At 66.4% G+C, this 18,527-nt stretch carries 20 protein-coding genes; 5 read left to right on the forward strand and 15 right to left on the reverse strand.

Features of this window, described 5'->3' with window-relative positions:
* Positions 1 to 8: 8 nt before the first annotated feature.
* Positions 9 to 1,133, forward strand: coding sequence for an agmatine deiminase (aguA, locus tag BOX17_RS05790; RefSeq protein ID WP_071942634.1), 1,125 nt, complete (start codon positions 9 to 11; stop codon positions 1,131 to 1,133).
* A gap of 88 nt (positions 1,134 to 1,221) precedes the next feature.
* Here aguA and BOX17_RS16940 read toward each other — a convergent pair whose 3' ends face one another.
* Positions 1,222 to 1,398: a hypothetical protein gene (locus tag BOX17_RS16940; RefSeq protein WP_164508626.1), complete on the reverse strand. Its 177-nt coding sequence runs from the start codon at positions 1,396 to 1,398 to the stop codon at positions 1,222 to 1,224.
* Positions 1,399 to 1,584: 186 nt separating this feature from the next.
* On the opposite strand from BOX17_RS16940, the gene BOX17_RS05795 reads away from it, so the two are divergent.
* From BOX17_RS05795 to BOX17_RS05810, 4 genes are all read left to right on the forward strand, one after another.
* Positions 1,585 to 2,580 carry an LLM class flavin-dependent oxidoreductase gene (locus BOX17_RS05795; RefSeq protein WP_071942636.1) on the forward strand — a complete coding sequence of 332 codons (996 nt, stop codon included), beginning with the start codon at positions 1,585 to 1,587 and terminating at the stop codon, positions 2,578 to 2,580.
* On the forward strand, positions 2,577 to 3,284 hold the full coding sequence (locus BOX17_RS05800) for an AzlC family ABC transporter permease (protein ID WP_071946678.1): 708 nt from the start codon (positions 2,577 to 2,579) through the stop codon (positions 3,282 to 3,284). The genes BOX17_RS05795 and BOX17_RS05800 overlap by 4 nt, the downstream gene beginning before the upstream one ends.
* Positions 3,281 to 3,595 (forward strand): AzlD family protein, encoded by a 315-nt coding sequence (locus BOX17_RS05805; RefSeq protein WP_071942638.1) that lies wholly within the window; start codon positions 3,281 to 3,283, stop codon positions 3,593 to 3,595. The genes BOX17_RS05800 and BOX17_RS05805 overlap by 4 nt, the downstream gene beginning before the upstream one ends.
* 99 nt (positions 3,596 to 3,694) lie before the next feature.
* Positions 3,695 to 4,093 carry a hypothetical protein gene (locus BOX17_RS05810; protein WP_071942640.1) on the forward strand — a complete coding sequence of 133 codons (399 nt, stop codon included), beginning with the start codon at positions 3,695 to 3,697 and terminating at the stop codon, positions 4,091 to 4,093.
* A gap of 52 nt (positions 4,094 to 4,145) precedes the next feature.
* Here BOX17_RS05810 and BOX17_RS05815 read toward each other — a convergent pair whose 3' ends face one another.
* From BOX17_RS05815 to BOX17_RS05880, 14 genes are all read right to left on the reverse strand, one after another.
* Complete coding sequence (locus BOX17_RS05815; RefSeq protein WP_071942642.1) at positions 4,146 to 4,964, reverse strand: universal stress protein; 819 nt, start codon at positions 4,962 to 4,964, stop codon at positions 4,146 to 4,148.
* 49 nt (positions 4,965 to 5,013) lie between these two features.
* A complete protein-coding gene (locus tag BOX17_RS05820) occupies positions 5,014 to 6,225 on the reverse strand; it encodes a benzoate/H(+) symporter BenE family transporter (RefSeq protein WP_071942644.1) in 1,212 nt (403 codons plus the stop codon).
* Between the two features lie 21 nt (positions 6,226 to 6,246).
* On the reverse strand, positions 6,247 to 6,978 hold the full coding sequence (locus BOX17_RS05825; protein ID WP_071942646.1) for an ABC transporter ATP-binding protein: 732 nt from the start codon (positions 6,976 to 6,978) through the stop codon (positions 6,247 to 6,249).
* A complete protein-coding gene (locus BOX17_RS05830; RefSeq protein ID WP_071942648.1) occupies positions 6,975 to 7,742 on the reverse strand; it encodes an ABC transporter ATP-binding protein in 768 nt (255 codons plus the stop codon). Before BOX17_RS05830 ends, BOX17_RS05825 begins: the two co-directional genes overlap by 4 nt.
* 3 nt (positions 7,743 to 7,745) lie before the next feature.
* Positions 7,746 to 8,804: a branched-chain amino acid ABC transporter permease gene (locus BOX17_RS05835; RefSeq protein ID WP_071942650.1), complete on the reverse strand. Its 1,059-nt coding sequence runs from the start codon at positions 8,802 to 8,804 to the stop codon at positions 7,746 to 7,748.
* A 12-nt stretch (positions 8,805 to 8,816) separates the two neighbouring features.
* Positions 8,817 to 9,677, reverse strand: a complete 861-nt coding sequence (locus BOX17_RS05840; protein ID WP_071942652.1) for a branched-chain amino acid ABC transporter permease — start codon at positions 9,675 to 9,677, stop codon at positions 8,817 to 8,819.
* Between the two features lie 65 nt (positions 9,678 to 9,742).
* Positions 9,743 to 10,915, reverse strand: coding sequence for an ABC transporter substrate-binding protein (locus BOX17_RS05845; protein ID WP_083582086.1), 1,173 nt, complete (start codon positions 10,913 to 10,915; stop codon positions 9,743 to 9,745).
* A gap of 157 nt (positions 10,916 to 11,072) precedes the next feature.
* Positions 11,073 to 11,561, reverse strand: a complete 489-nt coding sequence (gene benB, locus BOX17_RS05850) for a benzoate 1,2-dioxygenase small subunit (RefSeq protein ID WP_071942654.1) — start codon at positions 11,559 to 11,561, stop codon at positions 11,073 to 11,075.
* A 31-nt stretch (positions 11,562 to 11,592) separates the two neighbouring features.
* Positions 11,593 to 12,960: a Rieske 2Fe-2S domain-containing protein gene (locus tag BOX17_RS05855; protein WP_071942655.1), complete on the reverse strand. Its 1,368-nt coding sequence runs from the start codon at positions 12,958 to 12,960 to the stop codon at positions 11,593 to 11,595.
* Positions 12,961 to 13,077: 117 nt separating this feature from the next.
* Positions 13,078 to 14,052, reverse strand: a complete 975-nt coding sequence (gene catA, locus BOX17_RS05860) for a catechol 1,2-dioxygenase (RefSeq protein WP_071946682.1) — start codon at positions 14,050 to 14,052, stop codon at positions 13,078 to 13,080.
* Positions 14,053 to 14,644: 592 nt separating this feature from the next.
* Positions 14,645 to 15,445, reverse strand: a complete 801-nt coding sequence (gene benD, locus BOX17_RS05865) for a benzoate diol dehydrogenase BenD (protein WP_071942657.1) — start codon at positions 15,443 to 15,445, stop codon at positions 14,645 to 14,647.
* Complete coding sequence (benC, locus tag BOX17_RS05870) at positions 15,442 to 16,485, reverse strand: benzoate 1,2-dioxygenase electron transfer component BenC (RefSeq protein WP_071942659.1); 1,044 nt, start codon at positions 16,483 to 16,485, stop codon at positions 15,442 to 15,444. The genes benD and benC overlap by 4 nt, the downstream gene beginning before the upstream one ends.
* Positions 16,486 to 16,509: 24 nt before the next feature.
* The gene (gene benB, locus BOX17_RS05875) at positions 16,510 to 16,998 is read right to left on the reverse strand and encodes a benzoate 1,2-dioxygenase small subunit (protein ID WP_071942654.1); all 489 of its coding nucleotides are present in this window, start codon (positions 16,996 to 16,998) and stop codon (positions 16,510 to 16,512) included.
* A 31-nt stretch (positions 16,999 to 17,029) separates the two neighbouring features.
* A complete protein-coding gene (locus BOX17_RS05880) occupies positions 17,030 to 18,397 on the reverse strand; it encodes a Rieske 2Fe-2S domain-containing protein (protein ID WP_071942655.1) in 1,368 nt (455 codons plus the stop codon).
* Positions 18,398 to 18,527: the final 130 nt, after the last annotated feature.

The raw sequence follows: 18,527 nt of genomic DNA on the forward strand, positions 1-18,527 counted from the left end.
GAGATGCCATGACGACACAGCCCCATGACGGCGCCGCGAAGGGCGCCGCGCCTATCACCCCGGCCGCTCAGGGCTTTGCCATGCCGGCCGAGTTCGCCCCCCACGACGCCTGCTGGATGCTGTGGCCGCAGCGTCCCGACACCTGGCGCTATGGCGCCAAGCCGGCCCAGCAGGCGTTCATCGAGGTGGCGACGGCCATCGCCCAGAGCGAGACGGTGTTAGTCGGCGTCAATGACGACCAGTACGAGAACGCCCGAATCCAGCTGCCCCGCCAGGTGCGAGTGGTGGAGCTGTCGAGCAATGACGCCTGGATGCGCGACGTGGGCCCCACCTTCCTGACCCATCCTGACGGCCGCCTGGCCATGGTGGACTGGGAGTTCAATGCCTGGGGCGGCCTCGACGGTGGCCTCTACTTCCCCTGGGACAAGGACCGTCGTATCCGCACCAAGATCGCCGAGATGCTGGGGGTGGCACGCTTCACGGTGCCAGTGATGCTCGAGGGCGGCGCCATCCACGTGGACGGCGAGGGCACCCTGATCACCACAGAGGAGTGCCTGCTCAACGTCAATCGCAACCCCGACCTGACCAGGGACGGGATGGAGCAGGTACTGCGTGACACCCTGGGCGTGGAACGCATCCTGTGGCTCCCGCGGGGCTGCTACATGGACGAGACCGACGGGCACATCGACAACCTTTGCTGTTTCGTCGCGCCCGGCGAGGTGGCCCTGAACTGGTGCGACGACCCGGACGATCCTCAGTACGCCATCTCCCGGGAGGCGCTCGCGATACTGGAGGCCGCGGTGGATGCTCGCGGCCGGACGCTCAAGATCCACAAGCTGCCCCAGCCAGGACCACTCTACATCGCCGAGGACGAGGCCAGCGGCATCGACCGCCTGCGCCATTCCCACCCGCGGCGTCCCGGCGACCGCATGGCCGCCTCCTACGTGAACTTCTACATCGGCAACGAGGTGGTGGTGATGCCGCTGCTCGACCCGGCCCGCGACGATGCGGCCCGAGAGATCCTGCAGGCCCTCTTTCCGACGCGCCGGGTGGTCGGTGTGCCGGCCAGGGAGATACTGCTCGGCGGCGGCAATATCCACTGCATCACCCAGCAGCAGCCGCGCTGCCGGTGACCGGCGGCACCGGGGGCGAGCTCGACGGCGACCGGTCAGCCCGGCCGGGAGCACGCCCCGGCCTCTTGCGCCTTCCCCCCCTTGCCCCCTAGAGCACCAGGCTGAGGACCAGGGCCAGGACGCCCACCAGCAGGGCCACGCTCACCGCCACGACCACCACCCGGTCGAGCCAGCGATCGATGCTGGCCCAGTCGAGCCGGCGCCGCGAGCGACGACGGGTGGCCCCTCGACGGGGCGCGTCGCGGCCGGTGCGGATGAGGGTCATGGTTGACGTCCGATTTCACCATTGTTACCAGATCTTACGGTCTGTCGGGGCGACTCGCCACCGCCATCGGTCGCCGTCGTGCCGATGGCCCGCGATCCTGGCCCGTCGGGCATTGCATTCCGCCCCGGTCGCCCCGATGCTGGAAGAAACCCAGCAGGCTAATCGATTCCCGGAGCATCCCCCGACATGTCCCGACTCGCCGACACGCCCCTGTCCGTGCTCGACCTGGCCCCGATCCGCGAGGGCGGCACCATCGCCGATACCTTCCGCGAGAGCGTGGACCTGGCCCGATGCGCCGAGCGGCTCGGCTTCACCCGCTACTGGCTCGCCGAGCACCACGGCATCGAGGGCATCGCCAGCGCCGCCACCGCGGTGCTGATCGGCCACGTAGCCGGCGCCACCGAACGCATCCGGGTGGGCAGCGGCGGCATCATGCTGCCCAACCACCCGCCCCTGGTGGTCGCAGAGCAGTTCGGCACCCTGGAGACACTCTATCCCGGGCGCATCGACCTGGGACTGGGGCGCGCACCGGGGTCCGACGGCGCGACCATGGCCGCCCTGCGTCGCGACCCCCATGCCGGGGTCGACGACTTCCCGCGACGCCTGGCCGAGCTCAAGGGCTACCTCGACGACGAGCAGCCGGGCCAGCGAGTGCGCGCCGTCCCCGGCCAGGGCACCCGTGTGCCGCTGTGGCTGCTCGGCTCGAGCGACTTCAGCGCCCGCCTGGCGGCCCGCGAGGGGCTGCCCTTCGCCTTCGCCGCCCAGTTCGCCCCGGCCCGGCTGCTCGAGGCGCTCAGGCTCTACCGCGACAACTTCCGGCCCTCGGCGGTGCTGGACCGGCCCCACGCCATGGTCGGCCTGCCGGTGATCGCCGCCGACAGCGACCTCCAGGCCGAGTACCTGGCCTCCACGGCTCGCCGCAAGTTCCTGGGACTGATCCGCGGCACACGCACCAGGGCCCTGCCGCCGGTGGACGAGCTGGACTGGTCCCCCATGGAGCAGGCCCAGGTGGAGCAGTTCCTGGGCGCCGCCGTGATCGGCGGACCCGAGACCGTGCATGAGGGCCTGGAGCGCTTCCTTGCTGAGACCGGCGCCGACGAGCTGATGCTCAACACCGATGTCTACGCCGCCGAGGACCGGCTGAGAAGCTACGAGATCGTCGCCCGGCTGTGGCGCTCATGACCTCCGAGCCGGCCCTGCGGCCGACCCTGGGGCACCTCGTCAACGGCTTTCGCCGCATGGCGCCGCTGTCGCTGTTCGTGATCGTCTTCGGCCTGGCCTTCGGTGTCGCGGCCCTGCAGCAGGGACTCTCGGCGCTTGAGGCCCTGCTGATGAGCGGACTGGTGTTCGCCGGGGCGGCCCAGTTCGCCACCCTGGACCTGTGGGGCGACACCATCCCGCTGCTGCCGCTGGTGGCCATCACCCTGGCCATCAATGCCCGTCACCTGCTGATGGGCGCCACCTTCTACCCGCACCTGCGTCACCTGCCGGCAGGACGGCGCTACGCCAGCCTGATCCTGCTCAGCGATGCCAACTGGGCCATGGCCATGGCCGACGGCTCGCCCGCCGCCCGCCTGGGGACCCTGGTGGGCGGGGGCCTGGCCCTGTGGAGCACCTGGATGATCGGCACCGGCCTCGGCGTGGCCTTCGGCAGCGGCATCAGCGAGCCCGGCCGCTTCGGCCTCGACGCCATCATGGGCTGCTTCCTGCTGGCCATGCTGGTGGGCGACAAGCGCGACCCGAGCGTGCTGCTGCCCTGGTGCATCGCCGCCCTGGCCGCCCTGGCGGCGATGGCCTGGCTGCCGCCGCACACCCACGTGATCGTGGGGGCGCTGGCGGGCGGCCTGGCGGGGCTACTGCTGCCACACCGGCGGGAGGACGCATGACGCTGGTCGCCACCCCGGGCGGGGTTCTGCTGGCCATCGTGATCATGGCGCTGGTCACCTACCTGACCCGCGCCGGCGGGGTCTTCGTGATGTCCCGGGTGCCCATCGGCCCGCGGGTCGAGCGCTTCATCAACGCCATGGCGGGCTCGGTGCTGGTGGCGGTGATCACGCCCATGGCCGTGCACGGCGACGGGGGCGCCCGGATGGCCCTGGTCGCGACGGCGGCGGTGATGCTGCTGCTGCGCAAGCCGCTGCCGGCCATCGCCGCCGGTATCCTGACCGCCGCCCTGTGGCGGCTGGTCGCATCCTGATCCATCCTCGGAACGAAGCGGCAAGCCCGCTTTCCAAAGGGCAGTCATTCACGGGACGCCGGCCCGGCCGGTGCCCCACCCGAGACACTGGAGTCCCGCATGCCCGATCCCCGTGACCCGCGCCACAATGCCGCCTGGCGAGCCGCCCAGCAGTGGCAGGAGCGCGCCCGCCAGACCCGCCCGGGTGGCCCCCTGGGCGGCCTCAAGCTGCTGTTCACCTGGCTGCTGTTCGGCGCCATGATGGTCGTCGCCATGGTGCTGGGCCTGTTCTTCCTGCTTGTCGGCTGGGCGATGATGCCCTTCCTGCGCCACCGCATGAAGAAGCGGATGGAGCAGATGCGCGCCGACCGGGCCGAGGACGTGGGCGGCAGCGTCCACTATCGCGAGACCCGCTATCGCGAGAGCCGCGACGCCGGCGGCCGCTACCGCGAGCAGCAGGTGCTCGAGGGCGACTACGAGGTCAGGGACGAGCAGAAGAAGGACCCTGATCGCCGCTGACGGAGACGGCCCGCCGGGAGGGCGTGACACCTAGGTCGCAGCAGGTAGCGACTCAGCCGATGTCGGCCGGGCGCAGCACCGCCACCGGGCAGCGCGCCTCATGCAACACCTCGTGGCTGACGCTGCCGGCCACCACCTGCGAGAGCCCGCTGCGGCCGTGGGTGGTCATGGCCAGCATGATGTCCTGGCACTCTGCCAGGTAGCTGACGATAGAGTCGGCCGGGTCACCGTGCAGCACCTCCCAATCCACGTCCATGCCATGCTCGCTCCGCAGACGCCGCGCCAAGGCATGGACATAGCCAGACTCCATCACGTCGGCATGGCCGCCATCGAGCGGCACCGCCGCGGCGGCAGTGGTGTCAATGACCTGCAGCAGTTGCAGGTGGGCATCCAGCCGCCGGGCGAGTGCCACCGCATGGGGCAGGATCGCCTCGGAGAGTGTCGAGCCATCCACGCAGACCATCAGCATTTCCACCTTGCGATGGGCCCCAGCATCGAAGCGGGGCCCGCAAAGATAGACCGGCCGCTGGGCACGCCGGACGACGCCGGCGGTGACGCTGCCGATCAGCATCTCCGGTACCGGGCGACGCCCGTGGGCCATCATGCACAGTCCCGCCTCCTCCCGGCCGGCCAGCTCGCCCAGGTAGTCCTTGGCACTCTCGTGGACCGCCACCTCGATACTGGCGTCCCCCGCCTGCGGGTCCGTCAGGGTCGACTGCAGTACCCCACGCCGGGAATCAACCCCCTCCTCGCTGGCCACCACGGAGATCACGCAGAACGGCACCGCCAGCTGACGGGCCAGATTCTGGCCTAGCGCCAGGGCACGGTGCGAATCGTCGCTCTCGTCCATGGCCACATATAACTTGTCCATCGTCAGACTCCTCTGAATCGCGTTGTTCTTGAAATAGCGGTATTCGAGATCAGGATGACTTGCGGGCCTGCGCCCGCTCGGCTCCACGCCCGAGGCCGGGTAGTGGCCGGTGCAGCAATACATAGGCCAGTGCGCCGACCACCACCCCCCAGAAGGCCGACCCCAGCCCCAGGAAGCTCATGCCCGACGCTGTGGCGATGAAGGTGATCACCGAGGCCTCCAGGTGGTCCTTGTGGGCGGCGAAGGCGCTGAGGTTGCTGGTGATGGCGCCGATCAGCGCCAGGCCCGCCAGCACCGCGACGAACTCACCGGGCAGAGAGGTGAAGAGCAGCACGATGGTCCCGGCGAAGGTGCCACCGATCAGGTAGAAGACCCCGTTGGCCAGCCCGGCCACATAGCGCTTGCCGGGGTCCTCGTGGGCCTCCTTGCTGGTACAGATGGCCGCCGTGATGGCCGCGATCACCGTCGTGATCCCCCCGAAGAAGGCGGTGACGAAGGAGGTCAGGCTGGTCACGGTAACGATCGGCTTGGCCGAGGTGTTGTAGCCGGAGCTTCGCAGGATCGCCATGCCCGGCAGGAACTGCCCGGTGAGGCTGACCAGCACCAGCGGGATGGCCAGGCTCAAGGTGGCGTTCCAGGTCCACTCGGGACGGATGAACTGCGGATCGGCCAGGCTCAGCGTCACGCCTTTCAGGCTGGCACCCTCGAGGACCACGGCCAGGCCCACACCGACCACCAGTAGCGCCACCAGGCTGTAGCGGGGGGTCAGCCGCTTGAAAACCAGATAAGCCAGGATCATGCCGAGGGTCAGGGCCGGCACAGTTTCCAAGGAGACGAAGACTCCGACCCCGAACTGGAACAGGATGCCCGCCATCATGGCGCTGGCGATCCCCGGCGGGATCATCTGGATGATCCGGTCGAAGGAGCCGGTGATGCCGATCACGAAGATCACCGCCGCCGCCGTTAGGTAGGCCCCCACCGCCTCGTTGAGTGACAGGCCGGGGAAGAGCGTTACCAGCAGCGCGGTGCCCGGCGCCGACCAGGCGGTGACGACGGGCACCTTCAGCCAGAGGCTGAGCGCGATCCCCGAGACGGCGGCACCGATGGAGATCGCCCAGACCCATGAGGTCATCATGGCCGTCGATATCTCGGCGCTCTGGGCCGCCTGGAAGAAGATCGCCAGGGGGCCGGAGTAGGAGACGAGCACCGCTACGAAGCCGGCGGTGATCGCGGGTATCGACCAGTCCTTGAGTAACTGCATGCAACGTCTCTCCGTCACACCTCAGGCGACGCCGAGGTGAGTGTCGAGGATGGTGGGGTCGTCCTTCAGGCCCCGGGAGTCGCCGCTATAGACCACCTCACCCTTGACCAGCAGGAGGTGCTTCTCGGCCACCTCCAGCAGGTTGTCGATGTTCTTGTCGACGATGATGGTGGCGATGCCGGAGGCCTTGATCTCGTGGATGATCTTCCAGATCTCGTCGCGGATCAGCGGCGCCAGCCCCTCGGTGGCCTCGTCGAGGATCATCAGGTCCGGGTTGAGGGTCAGCGCCCGCCCGATGGAAAGCATCTGCTGCTCGCCCCCGGAGAGGAACGAGCCGTCGTGGTTGATGCGCTGGCCGAGCCTGGGGAAGGTGTCCAGGACGCGCTCCATTGTCCAGGGCGATTCGCCGCGGTCATTGGGCCGGGCGGCCATGATCAGGTGCTCACGTACGCTGATCCCCGGGAAGATCCCTCTCCCTTCCGGCACGTAGCCGATGCCCTGGCGGATCAGCTGCCAGGGGCGGCGCTTCGCGGTGGGCACACCCTTGATGCTCACCTCGCCGCGGCGCGGTGGCACGAAGCCCAGAACCGACTTCAGCGTGGTGGTCTTGCCCATGCCATTGCGCCCCAGCAGGCTCAGGGTCTCACCAGGCATCAGGGTGAGGTCGACGCCGTGCAGGATGTGGCTCTCGCCATAGTAGGTATGCAGCCCGCGGGCCTCGATCAGCGGGGTGCTCTGTTGCTCTGCCGTCATGCCGTGGCCTCCTCGTGGTGGCGCCCGAGATAGACGTCACGCACCTTCTCGCTCGAACGAATCTGGTCGGTGGGGCCGCTCTCCAGCACGCAGCCGTCCACCATCACGGTGATGCGGTCAGCCAGGCGGAAGACACTGTCCATGTCGTGCTCGATCAGCACCAGGGTGTAGCGGTCGGTGAGGCTCTCGAGCAGTTCCGTGACCTGGACGGTCTCGTCGCGGCCCATGCCGGCCATAGGCTCGTCCAGCAGCATCAGCGTCGGCGCGGTGGCCAGCACCATGGCGATCTGCAGCTGGCGCTGCTCGCCATAGCTCATGTCGGCGGCGGGGGTATAGGCCCGGTGGACCAGATGGCAGGTCTCAAGCACCTCGAGGGCCCGCTCGCTGACCTTGCGCGCCTGCTGGCGGGAGCGCCAGCTGCCGAACACGCCGCCCATGTGGATTCGCGCGGCCAGCTCGCAGTTCTGCAGACAATTGAGACGCGGGAAGATGTTGGTCTTCTGGTGGCTGCGGCCGATGCCCATGCGGGCGATCTGGCGCACGCTCTTGCCCTGGATCGGTTTGCCGTGGAAGAGCACCTCGCCTTCCGAGGGCGGAATCTCCCCCGACAGCAGGTTGATCAGGGTGCTCTTGCCGGCGCCATTGGGTCCGAGGATGGCGTGGATCTCCCCCGGGCGGACGTCGAAGTCGACGCCGTTGACCGCCACCAGGCCGCCGAAACGACGGGTCAGGCCATGGGTGACCAGGATCGGTTCTTGGCTCATGGCTTACCCCTCCTTGTGCTTGATGCTGGTGGGCTGGAGGGCCGGGTCAGCCGCCGCCTCCTCCTCGTCGTCGAGCGGGGCCTTCCGGCGGGCCCAGGGCGGCGCGATGATCAGCCCGGCGATGCCGCGGGGCAGCACCAGCACGGCGGCGATGATGGTCAGTCCCATCAGGATCGGCCAGTGCACGGTCAGGTGCTCGTAGACATAGAGCAGGATCTCGTAGGCGAAGGCGCCGAGGATCGGGCCGAAGATGGTGCCCATGCCCCCGAGGATCAGCATCATCAGCACCTCGCCGGAGGTATGCCAGCCGAGCTGTGCCGGGTTGGCGAAGCCGTACTGCATGGCGGCCAGCATGCCGGCGATGGCGGCCATCACGCCGGCGATCACGAAGGCGACCAGCTTGTAGCCGCCGGTGGCATAGCCCAGCGCCTGCATGCGGTGCTCGTTGTCATGGATGCCGTCGAGCACCTGGCCGAAGTAGGAGCGGGTCAGCCAGCGCAGGAACAGGAAGCCGGCGACCAGCATCCCCAGGCAGAAGTAGAAGAAGGTATGGGGATCGCTCATGTCCAGCAGGGCCGTCTCGCCGACCGTGACGTCGGGACGGAACATGATGAAGACCCCGTCGGTGCCGCCGGCGAAAGGCGCCGTGCTGATCAGGTAGAAGAGCATCTGGCCAAAGGCCAGGGTGGTCATGATGAAGAAGATGCCCTTGGTGCGGATCACCAGCAGGCCGACCACCAGGGCGGAGACGGCGGACACCAGCATGACCAGTGGCAGCATCCACCACATGGAGGCCGCATCGAAATCGGGGCTGGCAAGCGCCAGGGTATAGGCGCCCAGGCCGAAGAACAGCGCGTGACCGAGGCTGACCAGCCCAACAATGCCCACCAGCAGATCCAGGCTCATGGCGAACAGCGCCAGGATCACCATCAGGGTCAGCTTTTCCAGGATGAAGTCCGCCTGGCTGCCGAACAGCGCCGGCCCCCATAGCGGGTAGATCGCGACGATGGCCAGCAGGGCCAGCATGATGACGGCGACGCGCTTGGGATATCTATGCAACATGTCTCATCCTCCTCAAGCGAACAGGCCGCGTGGCTTGACCAGCAGCACGCCGGCCATGATCAGGTAGATCACCATGCTGGCGATGCTCGGAATCAGCACCGAGCCGAAAGTCTCGGCCATGCCGATCAGAATGGCGCCCCAGAAGGCCCCCTTGATCGAGCCAATCCCACCGATGACCACGACGACGAAACAGGTGATCAGGATGCTGTCGCCCATGCCCGGGGTGATGGAGGTCAAGGGGGCAGCGATCATGCCGGCGAAGGCCGTCAGTGCCACGCCGACACTGAAGATCAGGGTGAAGAGCGTGCGCACGTTGATACCCAGGCCTTCCACCATGTCACGGTTGACGGCACCCGCGCGGATGATGATGCCCAGCCGGGTGTGGCGGATCACCCAGTAGATGACGCCCGCCAGCGCCAGGCAGACGCCCATCACGAACAGCCGGTAGACCGAGTACTGCAGGTTGTCGGTGAGCTGCAGGCTGGCGTCGAACGGAGCCGGGATCGCCACGCTGTGCACGTCGCCCCCCCAGATGATGCGCTGCGCCTCGTTGATCACCAGGATCAGGCCGAAGGTCAGCAGCACCTGATAGAGGTGGTCGCGCTTGTAAAGCGTATCCAGGAACAGCCGCTCGATGATCAGGCCCAGGGCTACGGCAACGGGAACGGCGATGACGATCGCCAGCCAGAAGTTGCCCAGCAGCGTGGTCAGGTCCCAGACCAGGTAGGCCCCAATCATGTACATGGCCCCGTGGGCCAGGTTGATGATGCCCATGATGCCGAAGATCAGGGTCAGGCCGCTCGCGATCAGGAAAAGCAGCAGCCCGTACTGCAGCCCGTTGAGGAGCTGCACACCAAAGAATGCGAGATCCATGACGATCTCCTCTGCGATGGAAGGGGCGAGCCAAGCTCGCCCCAAGAGGTCAGGCGGTTACCGAGTTACATCTGGCAGGCGTCGTCCGGCACCTCGAACTGCTCGGCGGCGACGCCGACCACCTCGTGCTTACCATCGCGGATCTCGCGCAGGTAGACGTTCTGGATCGGGTGGTGGGACTCGGAAAAGGTCATCAGGCCCCGCGGGCTCTCGAGCTCAACATTGGCCAGGGCCTCAATCAGGGCGTCGCGGTCCTCGGTATTGCCGCCCACCGCGTCGAGCGCCTGGACCAGCATGGCGCCGGCGTCATAGCCCTGCACCGAGTAGGTGTCCGGGGCCACGCCGTAGGCGCCCTCGTAGGCCGACACGAAGGCGCGGTTCGCCTCGCTGTCGAGGGTCTCGGAATAGTGCATGGTGGTCAGCACGCCCTCGCCGGCACCGTCCAGGGCCGCGATGTTGCCCTCGGTGAGGAAGCCCGATCCCAGCAGCGGGATACTCTCCTTGAGGCCGGCGGCGGCATAGTCGCGCACGAAACTCACCCCGCCACCCCCGGCGAAGAAGGTGTAGACGGCGTCCGGGGCGATGCTAGCGATCTGGGTCAGGTAGCTCTGGAACTCGGTGTCCGGGAAGGGTACCAGGATCTGCTCGACGACCTCGCCGCCCTCCGCCTCGAAGGCCTCTTTGAAGCCAGCCACGTCTTCCTTGCCGCCGGCGTAGTCCCAGGTGATGGTCACGACCTCGCGGTACCCGCGGTCATAGGCGACCTTGCCCATCGGGAAGCTGTTCTGCCACATGCTGAACGAGGTCCGGAAGACGTTGGGCATGCACAGCTGGTTGGTAGCGGCCTCCAGGCCGGCATTCGGAATGATGGTGATGGCGCCCGACTGCTTGGCCACCCGCAGCATGCCCATGGCCACGCCGGAGTGGACCGGTCCGATGACGAAGTCGACGCCATCGCCTTTGACCAGGCGGCTCATGTTTTGGGGTGCCTTGGAGGGATTGGCCTCGGAGTCGAGTTGCACGTACTCGACCTCACGGCCGCCGAGTTGGCCGCCGTTCTGCTCGATGGCCAGCTTCAGGCCATTGGTGATGGCCTCGCCCAGGGCCGTATAGGTGCCAGAGTAGGGCAGCATCAGGCCGACCTTGACCGGGTCGGCTGCGACGGCCAGCCCGGAGGCCATTAGGGTGGCACCGGTCAGTGAGGCCAGGAGTGTCTTCTTGAAGTAGTTAGTCATCATGTTTACCAGGGTTCTTGTGTTGTGGTTATGGAGCGGCGTTGGTGTCCTTGCTCTCAGGCTGCGCAGCAGTGAGCCATCTTCATGCACCGCGGCGTCCCTGCCAGGTGGTCTGTCGAACGGCAGTCGTGGTCAGCGTGACCTGGCCACCGTCACCGGGTCAGACGTGGTAGACGTCGATGACCTGGTGGATGTAGTCGTTGTTGAGTTGCACGACCTTTCTGGTGATCAGCGGCGTCTCCCCCGACACGTCCAGGGTGTAGAAGGCGCTGCCGAAGTAGCTGTCGGTCTTCTTGTAGCGGTGGCTCAGGGTGTGCCAGTTGAAGCGCAGCTCCACCGTGTCACCCTCCTCCTTGAGCACCTCGAGGTTGGTGACCTGATGGGTGGTGCGCGGCTCCGGCGTGCTCGCCCCGCTTCGCTCGGTCTTGATCCGGTAGACCCGGTCCTCGAGCCCATCGCGATTCGGGTAGTAGATCAATGAGATCTCGGACTGCGGGTCCCGGGTCAACTGGTCGTCGTCGTCCCAGGCCGGCATCCAGAACTCGGCGTCCTGGCGGTAGCACTCCAGCCACTCGTCCCACTGGCGGTCATCGAGCAGGCGCGCCTCGCGGTACAGGAAGGCCTGGATAGCGTGATAGCTGATGCTCATGTCTGTTCTCCCCTTCTCGGTTCGTGCGCGCTTACGCGGACTGGGTGGCGATGAACTGGCTGCGTTCCTTGTCGATGGCGCGCAGCATCTCCTCGACCCAGTGCTGGTGGTGCAGCACGTAGAGGCCCTCGTCTTCCGGGGAGGCCCCGCTGAGCAGCGGCTTCATGTCGATCGCCTGGGCGTTCTCGTCGGCCCCCTCGATCCACTGCTTGGCACCGCGGGAGAGGTCGTTCCACTCGGCCAGCGCCCCGTTGTAACCCTCCTGGCAGGCGCGGAACTCCTCGAGGTCGTCCGGCGTGCCCATGCCCGAGACGTTGAAGAAGTCCTCGTACTGGCGGATGCGCACGGCGCGGTTCTCCGCGGACTCGCCCTTGGGCGCGAAGCCGTAGATGGTGACCTCGGTCTTGTCCACGGAGAGCGGACGCAGCACGCGGATCTGCGTGGAGAACTGGTCCATCAGGTAGACGTTGGGGTAGAGGCACAGGTTGCGGGTCTGGTTGACGATGGAGTCGGCCCGCGCCGCGCCAAGCTGCTTCTCGATCCAGTCCTTCTGGGTGTAGACCGGGCGCACCTCGGGGTTGAGCAGCCGGGTCCACAGCATCATGTGGCCGTTCTCGTAGGAGTAGAAGCCGCCCTGGCTCTTCGACCAGCCGTCGGCGTCCACCGCCTTGGTGCCGCCGGCATCGTAGTTGCGACGCTCCATGGTCGAGGCGTAGTTCCAGTGCACCGAGCTGACGTGGTAGCCATCGGCGCCGTTCTCGGCCTGCAGCTTCCAGTTGCCGTTGAAGGTGTACGACGAGGTGCCGCGCAGGATCTCCAGGCCTTCCGGCGCCTGGTCGACGATGTTGTCGATGACCTTGGTGGTCTCGCCCAGGTACTCCTCGAGCGGCTGGACGTCATCGCTCAGGCTGCCGAACAGGAAGCCCTTGTAGTTGGCGAAGCGCGGCAGGCGCTTGAGGTCGTGGGAGCCCTCCTGCTTGAAGCCCTCCGGGTAGGCGCCATTCTTCTCGTTCTTGGCCTTGAGCAGCTTGCCGTCGTTCTTGAAGGTCCAGCCATGGAAGGGGCAGGTGAAGGTGCCCTTGTTGCCCCGCTTGCGGCGGCACAGGGTGGCGCCACGGTGGGCACAGGCGTTGATCAGGCCGTGCAGCTCGCCGGCCTTGTCGCGGGTGATGACCACCGGCTGACGACCCATGGTCACGGTGAAGTAGTCGCCCGGCTCGGCGATCTGGCTCTCGTGGGCCAGGAACAGCCAGTTGCCCTCGAAGATGTGCTTCATCTCCAGGTCGAAGAAATCCGGGTCGGTGAACATGCTGCGGTGGCAGCGGAAGATGCCGTGATCGGCGTCGTCGACGACGGCGCCGCGGACGCGTTCCTCGAGTCGATCAAGCTGTGTGGTCATGACGGTGATCCTCGCTTGGCGATCGTGTTATTGACGTTGTTGGAGCGTAGGCTCCCCTGGCATGCCGCGGACAAGGCCCGCGGCACGGCACACGTTCGATGAAGGGAAAGGGCAGGCTCAGACCTTGGCGGTGCCGGCCAGCTGGCTGTGACGGTCCTGCTCGTCTTCCTTGGCCCGAGGGCGGGCGTGGCGCACCTGCAGCTCGGGGGCATCGGTCTTGGCCAGCTCGATGTCGAAGACCACCTCGGCGAAGGGGCCATCCAGCTCACGCTTGGCGATCTCGTCCGCATCCTCGATGCGGTTCGCCGGCACCACCAGCTCCTCGCGAGTGGCAAAGGCGAAGTCGTCGAAGGTGTAGGGGTCGCCGGCCAGGTTGATCTGGGTGGTCAGGTGCTTGTGACCCGGCGCCGAGACAAAGTAGTGGATATGCGCCGGGCGCTGGCCGTGACGACCGAGCAGGTCGAGCACCTGCTGGGTCGGGCTGTCCGGCGGGCAGCCGTAGCCGGAGGGGATGATGCTGCGCGCGGTGTAGCGGCCCTCGGCATCGGTGATGATGCTGCGGCGCAGGTTGTACTCGGACTGGGTCGGATCGAAGAAGGAGTAGCCGCCCTTGGAGTTGGCGTGCCAGATCTCGACCTTGGCGCCGACGACGGGCTGGCCGTCGACGTCACGCACCTGGCCGGTCAGCCACATGGTCTCGCCGTCGTTGTCCTGGCCGTCGTCCATGCGCGCGAAGCCCTCGGCCTCCGGGGCACCGGCCACGTAGAGCGGACCCTCGATGGTGCGCGGGGTGCCGCCCAGCAGGCCACGCTCGGCGTCGGCGGCATCCATGCGCATGTCCAGGTAGTGATCGAAACCGAGCCCCGGGGCCAGCAGGCCGAACTGGGTGCCGTTGCCCAGCGCGTTGAGCACGCTGACGGCGGACCAGAACTCCTCGGCGCTGACATCGAAGTCGTCCATCAGGCGGAACAGGTCGGAGAGCAGGCGGTGCAGGATCTGCTTGGCGCGCTCGTTGCCGCCTTCCTGGTCGAAGCCGGCGACGCTGTTCAGGAAGTCCTGGACCTGGGGGGTATCGAAAATCTTCACGGTCATGGTCATGCTCTCATCGTTATCCTGTGCCCTGCTGCCTCGTCAGGGATGCAAGGCCGTTTTCGGGGGCCTCCGGATGCCTGACAGGCCACATCTCGACGGAGGCGTTCTTGTTGTGGTGAATAGAGTCTGGCCAGACCGCGGGGGGGTAACCAATATCGTTTGAGTTCCCCCCCATACCTCATGGGTATTGCAAAGGCAGCCGAAAAACTCCCGCACCACCTAAGCTTTACGAAGAAAACCAACATGAAATCAATATTTTGAAAGATAACCCATGCCATGACCCGCGATGATCGGACATTCCGGCTACGGTATGTCGATCCAACGAGCCGGGAATGGGCCACTCCCGATTGCCGCTGACGAGGTCAGGGCATGGTCCTGAACGATAATTCAACCTTCCCGGGGGCGAAGATTGAGACAAAAGGATAAGAGGCCGGCACGGTCGGGCCAGGAAGCGGCCGGACAACAAAGGACCCGCGCTACCGAAGCAGTCGCGGGTCAAGGAGGAAACAGCAGGAGTCCGGGGAGGGGGCAGGGGCGCCGCCGGCCAGACCCGGGTGTTCCGCAGGGGAAGCTAACTGGAAAGGGGCCGCCGCTAGCCTTGGTCGCCACCGCCCACCGGCAGCACGCTGCCGGTGATGTAGCTCGCCTCGTCCGAGGCCAGGAACAGGATCGGCGCGGCCATTTCGTCCAAGGTGCCGTAGCGCTGCATCAGGCAGCTCTGCTTGGTCTGGTCGATATGCGCCTGGAACCAGGCCCGCTCCGTGTCGTTACGGGGCTCCGGGGTGCCGCGGGAGATCTTCCGCGGGGGCGCCTCGGTCCCCCCGACGCCGGCGGCCACCACGCGGATACCGTGCTCGGCGTACTCGAAGGCCAGGGACTCGGTCAGCGCATTGACGCCGCCCTTGGCGGCCGAATAGGGAATCCTGTGGATACCCCGGGTCGCTACCGAGGAGACGTTGACGATCACGCCACCGCCCTGCGCCACAAAGGTCGGCAGCACCGCGCGGCAGCACCACAGCGTCGGCATCAGCGAGCGCTGGACCTCGGCAACGATCTCGCTCTCGCTGAATTCGGTGAACGGCTTGAAGTTGATCGCCCCGCCCACGTTGTTGATCAGGATATCGATGCGACCGAAGTGCTCGACGCTTTGGGCCATGACGTCCTCGGCCCCTTCCCAAGTCTCCAGGTCGGCCTGCACGGCAATGGCGTCGACGCCCTGCTCGACCAGCTTGGCCACCACTTCATGGATGAGGTCGGCACGGTCCACCAGGGCCAGGCGTGCCCCCTCGGCTGCGGCCCGCTCGGCGACCCGCTGCCCGATGCCCTGAGCCGCGCCGGTGATCACCATCACCCGGTCCTGGAAACGTGGGCCGTCAAAGCGTTGCGGGGTCATGACGCCTCTCCCGGTGCCTGGTTGGGAGTGAACTTCTCGTAGTGGAAGCTCTGCGGGACGATGCCCTCCTTGTCGAAGTGCTTGAGCACGGCATCGACCATCGGAGGCGGCCCGCACAGGTAGACGTCGATGTCGCCGTCGTGCAGCACCTCGACGTCCATATGGTGGGTCACGTACCCCTTGCGCGGATGCTGGCTCGCCTCATCCACTACCACGGTGGAGTAGGTGAAGTTGGGCAGTTCCGCAGCGAAATGCTCCAAGGCATCGACCTTGACCAGATGATCGTCCTTGTTGACGCCGTAGATCAGGTGGATCGGCGGTTCACTGGACGCCCCTTCCACCTTCTTCTGCACCAGCATCTCGAGCATGGAGAGGAAGGGCGCCAGGCCCGTGCCGCCGGCCAGCATCAACACCGGACGGGTGACCTCACGCAGATAGAAGCTGCCCATCGGCCCGGTCAGGGCCAGCCGGTCGCCAACCTTGGCGCGCTCAGTCAGATAGCCGCTCATTACGCCGTTGGGGATGTTGCGGATCAGGAAGGTCGCACGCCGATCGCCGGGCTTCGAGCTGAACGAGTAGGAACGGTGATGCTCGGTGCCCGGCACATCGATGTGGATATACTGCCCTGGCAGAAAGGCCAGTGCGGCCTCCTCGTCCAGGTCCACCCCCAGTTCGATGCTGTCCTCGGAAAGTTGCTCAACCACGGCCACAGTGCCCTCGAGCTTCCCCACCGCGGTCTTGCACAGGGTGGACGCTACCGGCACCTGTATCACGCAGTCGGAAGACGGCACCATCTGGCAGGTTAGCACCTGGCCTTCGGCGGCCTCCTCATCGGAGAGCGCCTCCTCCAGGTACTCATCTCCCATGTCGAACTCGCCTTGCTCGCAATGGCCCTTGCAGGTGCCACAGACGCCGTCGGAGCAGTCCATCGGCAGGTTGACCTTCTGCCGATAGGCGGCATCGAGGACCGTTTCCCCGACCTTGCATCCGATGAAGCGGGTGACGCCATCCTCGAAGTTGAGTGCAATGGTGTAGCTCATGGTCGAATCTCCTCCCGCACCGGGTCAGACGTGATAGACATCAATGACCTGGTGGATGTAGTCGTTGTTGAGTTGCACGACCTTTCTGGTGATCAGCGGCGTCTCCCCCGACACGTCCAGGGTGTAGAAGGCGCTGCCGAAGTAGCTGTCGGTCTTCTTGTAGCGGTGGCTCAGGGTGTGCCAGTTGAAGCGCAGCTCCACCGTGTCACCCTCCTCCTTGAGCACCTCGAGGTTGGTGACCTGATGGGTGGTGCGCGGCTCCGGCGTGCTCGCCCCGCTTCGCTCGGTCTTGATCCGGTAGACCCGGTCCTCGAGCCCATCGCGATTCGGGTAGTAGATCAATGAGATCTCGGACTGCGGGTCCCGGGTCAACTGGTCGTCGTCGTCCCAGGCCGGCATCCAGAACTCGGCGTCCTGGCGGTAGCACTCCAGCCACTCGTCCCACTGGCGGTCATCGAGCAGGCGCGCCTCGCGGTACAGGAAGGCCTGGATAGCGTGATAGCTGATGCTCATGTCTGTTCTCCCCTTCTCGGTTCGTGCGCGCTTACGCGGACTGGGTGGCGATGAACTGGCTGCGTTCCTTGTCGATGGCGCGCAGCATCTCCTCGACCCAGTGCTGGTGGTGCAGCACGTAGAGGCCCTCGTCTTCCGGGGAGGCCCCGCTGAGCAGCGGCTTCATGTCGATCGCCTGGGCGTTCTCGTCGGCCCCCTCGATCCACTGCTTGGCACCGCGGGAGAGGTCGTTCCACTCGGCCAGCGCCCCGTTGTAACCCTCCTGGCAGGCGCGGAACTCCTCGAGGTCGTCCGGCGTGCCCATGCCCGAGACGTTGAAGAAGTCCTCGTACTGGCGGATGCGCACGGCGCGGTTCTCCGCGGACTCGCCCTTGGGCGCGAAGCCGTAGATGGTGACCTCGGTCTTGTCCACGGAGAGCGGACGCAGCACGCGGATCTGCGTGGAGAACTGGTCCATCAGGTAGACGTTGGGGTAGAGGCACAGGTTGCGGGTCTGGTTGACGATGGAGTCGGCCCGCGCCGCGCCAAGCTGCTTCTCGATCCAGTCCTTCTGGGTGTAGACCGGGCGCACCTCGGGGTTGAGCAGCCGGGTCCACAGCATCATGTGGCCGTTCTCGTAGGAGTAGAAGCCGCCCTGGCTCTTCGACCAGCCGTCGGCGTCCACCGCCTTGGTGCCGCCGGCATCGTAGTTGCGACGCTCCATGGTCGAGGCGTAGTTCCAGTGCACCGAGCTGACGTGGTAGCCATCGGCGCCGTTCTCGGCCTGCAGCTTCCAGTTGCCGTTGAAGGTGTACGACGAGGTGCCGCGCAGGATCTCCAGGCCTTCCGGCGCCTGGTCGACGATGTTGTCGATGACCTTGGTGGTCTCGCCCAGGTACTCCTCGAGCGGCTGGACGTCATCGCTCAGGCTGCCGAACAGGAAGCCCTTGTAGTTGGCGAAGCGCGGCAGGCGCTTGAGGTCGTGGGAGCCCTCCTGCTTGAAGCCCTCCGGGTAGGCGCCATTCTTCTCGTTCTTGGCCTTGAGCAGCTTGCCGTCGTTCTTGAAGGTCCAGCCATGGAAGGGGCAGGTGAAGGTGCCCTTGTTGCCCCGCTTGCGGCGGCACAGGGTGGCGCCACGGTGGGCACAGGCGTTGATCAGGCCGTGCAGCTCGCCGGCCTTGTCGCGGGTGATGACCACCGGCTGACGACCCATGGTCACGGTGAAGTAGTCGCCCGGCTCGGCGATCTGGCTCTCGTGGGCCAGGAACAGCCAGTTGCCCTCGAAGATGTGCTTCATCTCCAGGTCGAAGAAATCCGGGTCGGTGAACATGCTGCGGTGGCAGCGGAAGATGCCGTGATCGGCGTCGTCGACGACGGCGCCGCGGACGCGTTCCTCGAGTCGATCAAGCTGTGTGGTCATGACGGTGATCCTCGGTGTCTTGTCGTGATTGCTCGGAGCTGTTCCGGCGGCAGATTCGCGAGGAGGCGCTGTGAACCCTTCCCTGGGCGCTACCAACGCCATCCCTGGCGTAGGACCTCCTCTTCGACCT

The sequence above is a fragment of the Halomonas aestuarii genome (assembly GCF_001886615.1).
GTDB classification, from domain to species: domain Bacteria; phylum Pseudomonadota; class Gammaproteobacteria; order Pseudomonadales; family Halomonadaceae; genus Halomonas; species Halomonas aestuarii.